Here is a 5904-nt window from a genome sequence, read left to right on the forward strand (position 1 = left end):
AACGGAACCCCCTAAGCCGAGTTTTCAAGGTGCTGTCCGCCCACTTGGTTTTCGAGACGGTCTTTTTAATTCTAACGTAAAGCCAACCTAGAACGGCGGGGTTTCCCACCCAAAATTTTCGATGAGGGGAGACTTTTCAGTGATCAGTGATCAGTAAAAACTGATCAGTGGGGAGCTTTTTTTCAGTGATCAGTAAACAGTAAAAAGTAATCAGTGAACTGATAACTCGCATCTGATAACTAAATTCTTGATCACTTCTCCACCACTATTATTTTAAAATGAAATGTATCAAAGAATACAGAAATCTCAGATCAAAAAAACAAAGATCGAAAAACATTGACTACTCACACATCAAGATAAATCCCTAGGTGTTTGGTCTTCTGAAATGATTGACCTCTGTTCCTAGGATTTAGCGGTTGAACGGACATAATTGCTCGGTAATTATTTTCAATAGTAATGAATCGACCTACTAACTCAACAAAGTAAACGAATTAACGATGAAACGAATTGCTCGAAAATCCGGGGAACTTGTCGGTTTGTTACCGAAAATTAACCCTGTCTGGTTAGCCTGTGTTCCTTTGTCCGCGATTATTTTTGTGGTTTGGAACACGGCCGTACAGGCCCAAGATGCGAAACCCTTAACCCCCGAAGATGTCCAAAACGCCCTCAATACAATCTGGGTTTTAATTGCCGCCATCCTCGTGATCTTTATGAACGCGGGTTTTGCAATGCTAGAAACGGGATTCTGTCGCCAGAAAAATGCCGTTAACGTTCTCGCCAAAAACCTGATCGTTTTCGCCCTCTCCACCATATCATTTTGGGCGATCGGTTTCTCCCTGATGTTTGGGTCTGTCAGTAACGAATTTTTCGGTACAGGAGGTTGGTTCCTCAGCAGTAGCGATCCTGCCACCTACGTTATGCCCGCCTCTTTGCCCACCTCGGTGTTCTTCCTGTTCCAAGTCGCTTTTGCGGGAACGGCGGCAACCATTGTATCTGGGGCAGTGGCAGAACGGATTAAATTCGTCGATTTCCTCGTTTTTAGCTTAATTATTGTCGGTATCATGTACCCGATCACCGGTCACTGGGTTTGGGGTGGCGGTTGGTTAGCCGACCTTGGTTTTAAAGACTTCGCCGGTTCGACGGTGGTTCACTCGGTGGGTGGTTGGTCTGCTTTAACCGGGGCGGCAATTCTCGGCCCGAGAATGGGTAAATACATCAACGGTCGCACCAATGCCTTACCCGGCCATAACATGAGTATCGCGACTTTGGGTTGTTTAATTCTCTGGATTGGCTGGTTTGGTTTTAACCCCGGTTCTACTTTAGCGGTTAATGAAACTGTACCCTATATCGCTGTCACCACTAACCTCGCCGGGGCCGCGGGTGGCATTGCCGCTACCCTTACCGCTTGGTTCAAAGATGGTAAACCCGACCTTTCGATGATTATTAACGGTATTCTGGCCGGTTTAGTGGCCATTACTGCCGGTTGTGATGGTGTATCCTATTGGTCGGCGGCAATCATCGGTTTAATCGCCGGCGTAGTCGTGGTTTACTCGGTGTCTTTCTTCGATAACCTGAAAATTGATGACCCCGTGGGTGCGACTTCCGTTCACCTCGTCTGTGGTGTGTTGGGAACTTTAGCCGTCGGTATCTTCAACAAAGATGCGGGTTTAATCACCGGTCAATTCCAACTGTTTATTAACCAAATTATCGGGATTGTGGCAGTAGGGGCATTTACCGTGATTGTTAGTGGTATTGTTTGGACAATCCTCAAGGCTACCCTCGGTATTCGTGTTACTCCCGAAGAAGAATTGGAAGGTCTGGATGTGGGTGAACACGGAATGGAAGCCTATAGCGGTTTCGTCAAGGAGTCCGATATCGTTGCCAGTGGCTATTATGCTTCCAGTGTTGACATGGAAACGCCTAGCACTCGTTAGGTTAAACCTTGTAAAGATAGATTAACTTATCCCCGACAAAGTTAAAGAGAAAAGGAAGAAGGCCTCGCCCCGATGCGATCGGTGGCTATAATTGCCTTCTAAACCTTTTCTCTTTCGGTTTTTGTCTCTTTACGGACAGAAAAAATTAATCTTGCTACTAACCACCAACCGACAATGAAAAAGATCGTAGGAATAACCATGCTTTTGCTGGGACTGGGATTCAATTTCGGAGTTGCCCCGGTTTTTGCGGAAACCGTCGCCGCCGCTCCCCCCAATCCGATTAGTGCTGGAGATACAGCTTGGATGCTGATCTCGTCGGCTTTAGTTTTATTAATGACCCCCGGACTGGCTTTTTTTTATGGGGGTTTAGTGCGTTCCCGTAACGTCCTCAACACCATGATGATGAGTTTGGTGGCCATGGGCGTCATCGGTGTAACTTGGGTGCTTTGGGGTTATAGTCTCGCTTTCGATGTCACCCTGGGTAAAAGTGGTTTTGGCGAGGGAATTGAAGCTTTTATCGGGGGACTAGATTGGATTTTTCTCAACGGTGTCACTGCGGCCACACCAGACAATATCGGTTATGCACCCACCGTTCCCCATCAAGTGTTTATGGTCTATCAGATGATGTTTGCGATCATCACCCCGGCTTTAATTTCGGGTGCGATCGTGGAACGGGTCAACTTTAAAGCCTATTTTTGGTTTTTACTGCTTTGGTCCACCTTTATCTATTCTCCCCTAGCTCACTGGGTTTGGGGTAAGGGTTGGTTGGCAGCCACTGGGGCGCTGGATTTCGCCGGTGGAACCGTTGTTCACATTAGTTCCGGGATTTCCGCACTGGTGGCCGCCTGGATGATCGGTCCGCGGCGTAGTTTTGGTGTCCAAGCCTATGCACCCCATAATGTGCCTTTTGTTCTCCTAGGTATCGGTTTACTCTGGTTCGGTTGGTTTGGTTTTAATGGGGGTAGCGCGCTTTCTTCTAGTTCGCTGGCAGCCACAGCTTTTGTTAATACCACGATCGCCGCTTCGGCTGGTGGTTTGACATGGATGCTTATAGAATGGATTTTACGGGGTAAACCGACGGCGATCGGTATTGCTAGTGGATTTTTAGGGGGATTAGTGGGTATTACTCCCGCTGCCGGTTATGTGCTGCCGATCGGGGCGATTCTCATTGGTTCGATCACTGCCCTTACCTGTTTTTTTGCGGTTAGTCTGCGGGCAAAATTGCGCTTTGATGATTCTTTGGATACCTATCCCGTCCATGGTGTGGGTGGGACGGTAGGGGCAATCCTTACGGGGGTTTTTGCCACTAAATCGGTTAATTCCTTGGGTAATGACGGTTTACTATTTGGCAACCCCGGCTTAGTCTGGACGCAATTTGTTGGCGTTGCCGCTACTTATATCTTTGCTGCCGTGGGTACTTTTGTCATCCTGAAAGTTCTCAGTTTATTTATGGAGCTGCGGGTTAAACCGAATACAGAAGCGGAAGGGTTAGATGTTCCTGAACACGGAGAGGAGGCCTACGGACAGGAATTCGAGTTTGGTAACAGCTTTTCCTACCAAGAAAATCCTGGTGCCACAAATCCGCAAGAAAATTATTAGCGATTCCAATCAGCTATCAGTCCAGCTAACAGAGGTGAAATTTCGTCTCTGTGAAACTGGGCTAAAAAATTACGTTTTTGGTCGTCTTGTCTCTGTCACCGGGGATTGTGATCCTGTCCGTCGCTGGCAAAGAATGCTCGATCGTTATTGTCCAGAGATTCTCCAAGACCCAAAAACTCTCCGCCAAGGCCGCATGAGTAGCGATCGCTAGGGAGGATCAAGTTTTATCTAGATGGGCAAAACAGCAAAAAATTAGCGATTCCTACTGACAATAATCAAGAAATTTGTAAGCCAGCTAACTCAGCAATTGTGTAGGTGGGTCTGCCTTTAACTTCCTCGTAAATTCTGCCGATATATTCTCCTAGTATTCCGATGCTAATTAGCTGCACAGAACCCAGAAAAAATATAGCGATCATAATCGTGGCAAAACCCGTGATCGGTGAGTCGGGTTGCTGTAAACGCCAATATAATACTAACAGAGCCATAATCAAAGATATCAGGGCAGAAAATAATCCTAGATAGGTGGCAAAACGTAAGGGGACACGGGAAAAAGATACTAGGCTATTAATAGCTAAAGATAATGATTTGCTAAAGGTATATTTTACTTCCCCGGCAAAGCGCGCATCCCGCTCAAATTTAACCGCAGTTTGTGGAAAGCCAATCCAAGCGCGCAACCCACGAATATAACGATTTCTTTCTGGGAGAGAATTTAATAGATCTACCACCTGACGATCCATTAAACAAAAGTCTCCTGTATCGGCGGGAATATCCACATCAGCGAGTCTTTTAAGCAAACGATAAAAGAGATAGTCCGTCAGTTTTTTAAACCAACTTTCTTGTTTTCTTTTGGTTCTTTGGGCATAAACTACTTGATACCCCTCTTGCCATTTTTCAATCATTTGGGGAATTAATTCAGGTGGATCTTGCAGGTCGGCATCCAAAACAATAATTACTTGTCCTCGGCAAAAATTAAGTCCAGCAGTTACCGCCGCTTGATGACCAAAATTGCGGGCGAAACTGATATAACACACTCGTGAATCAGCTTTGTGCAGTTCTCGCAGCAGTTTTAAGGAACTATCTTTACTACCATCATTTACTAGGATTAATTCTACCTCCCCATCTAAATTATTCATGATGGCACTCACCCGGCGATATAGTTCGGCAATAGTTTCTTCCTCGTTATAGATGGGGACGATCAGGGAATATTTTAGCATTTGCATAATAATATTTGACCAGTAATTGATTGAAAAATCTGACTCCTAACTCAGAGAATTCTGCCGTCAATCTCTTTACTTAGCGAAGAAAATCTTCGATCGCCTGTCCCGTCTCTTTTGGTGCTTCTTCTGGTAAAAAATGACCGCTGGCGATCGCCTGTCCAGTGACTTGATTAGCTCGCTGCTGCCAAAGAGCGATCACATCGTATTGACGTGCAATGAAACCTTTTTTTCCCCAAAGAACCAAGAGGGGAGAGGAAATTTTCCGGTCTAAATCCTGACGATCATGCTCTAAATCGATGGTAGCGGCGGCCCGATAATCGGCACAGGTGGCGGTTATTGTCCTCAAATCTCGAAAACAACGCCGATATTCCCCCAAAGCTTCCTCTGTAAAAGCGCTAAAATCTCGACCCCAACTTTGCAAGCAATGTTGCAGATAATAATCGGGATTAGCGGCGATCAGGGTTTCGGGAAAAGGGGAAGGCTGAATCAAGAAAAACCAATGATAGTAGGCAGTGGCAAAAGTTTTATCAGTCGCCTCGTACATCGCCATCGTTGGTGCTATATCGAGTAAAACGAGTTTTTTGACCTTTTCGGGAAAATCAAGGGCGAGACGGTGGGAAACTCGCGCCCCTCGATCGTGGCCGATTAGATAAAACTCCTGATAACCAAATTTTTCCATCAGCAACACCTGATCGAGGGCCATCACCCGCTTGCAGTAATTGCTAGAATCCTCTAGGGGTAAGGGTTTATCGCTATCCCCGTAGCCGCGCAGATCCGTGGCGATAACCGTAAAATTAGCCGCTAATCGGGGGGCGATTTTATGCCACATTTGATGGGTTTGGGGATAACCATGGAGCAAAAGCAGCGGAAAACCGCGCCCACCTTTGATACCATTGATAGTAATGCCATTAACTTCTAGTTGAAATTTCCGAAAATTTGTCAGCATTTTTGCCTCCTGTCACCTTGGGGAAAGATAATTGCATCATCGAAAATTTTGGGTCTGAAACCCCGTCGTTCTACGACGGCTTTACTGTTAAATATTAGCGCATTTACACGATATATGCTAGAATGCGAGATATGGAAAAAGCCTATTCTTTTCGATTTTACCCAACACCCGAACAAGAGTCGCTATTGCGGCGCACTTTGGGCTGTGT

6 protein-coding genes are annotated in these 5904 nt (G+C 46.0%); 4 read left to right on the top strand and 2 right to left on the bottom strand.

The features are described 5' to 3' along the window. Positions 1-497: 497 nt before the first annotated feature. From IM477_RS01585 to IM477_RS01595, 3 genes are all read left to right on the top strand, one after another. Positions 498-1934, top strand: a complete 1437-nt coding sequence (locus tag IM477_RS01585) for an ammonium transporter (RefSeq protein ID WP_287730263.1) — start codon at positions 498-500, stop codon at positions 1932-1934. A 174-nt stretch (positions 1935-2108) separates the two neighbouring features. Next, positions 2109-3533, top strand: coding sequence for an ammonium transporter (locus IM477_RS01590; protein ID WP_287730265.1), 1425 nt, complete (start codon positions 2109-2111; stop codon positions 3531-3533). Beyond that, complete coding sequence (locus tag IM477_RS01595) at positions 3505-3744, top strand: hypothetical protein (protein ID WP_287107783.1); 240 nt, start codon at positions 3505-3507, stop codon at positions 3742-3744. The genes IM477_RS01590 and IM477_RS01595 overlap by 29 nt, the downstream gene beginning before the upstream one ends. Before the next feature lie 64 nt (positions 3745-3808). On the opposite strand, the gene IM477_RS01600 is transcribed toward IM477_RS01595, so the two are convergent. Both IM477_RS01600 and IM477_RS01605 read right to left on the bottom strand, forming a co-directional pair. Then, entirely contained in the window at positions 3809-4747 is a 939-nt protein-coding gene (locus IM477_RS01600) for a glycosyltransferase family 2 protein (protein WP_287730269.1), read from the bottom strand. A gap of 79 nt (positions 4748-4826) precedes the next feature. Further along, a complete protein-coding gene (locus IM477_RS01605; RefSeq protein ID WP_287730268.1) occupies positions 4827-5696 on the bottom strand; it encodes an alpha/beta fold hydrolase in 870 nt (289 codons plus the stop codon). Positions 5697-5827: 131 nt separating this feature from the next. Here IM477_RS01605 and IM477_RS01610 point away from each other — a divergent pair. Then, positions 5828-5904 (top strand): helix-turn-helix domain-containing protein (locus tag IM477_RS01610; RefSeq protein ID WP_286826865.1); only part of this gene is annotated, 77 nt, incomplete at its 3' end.

This window comes from Microcystis sp. M090S1 (assembly GCF_020246295.1).
GTDB lineage: Bacteria > Cyanobacteriota > Cyanobacteriia > Cyanobacteriales > Microcystaceae > Microcystis > Microcystis aeruginosa.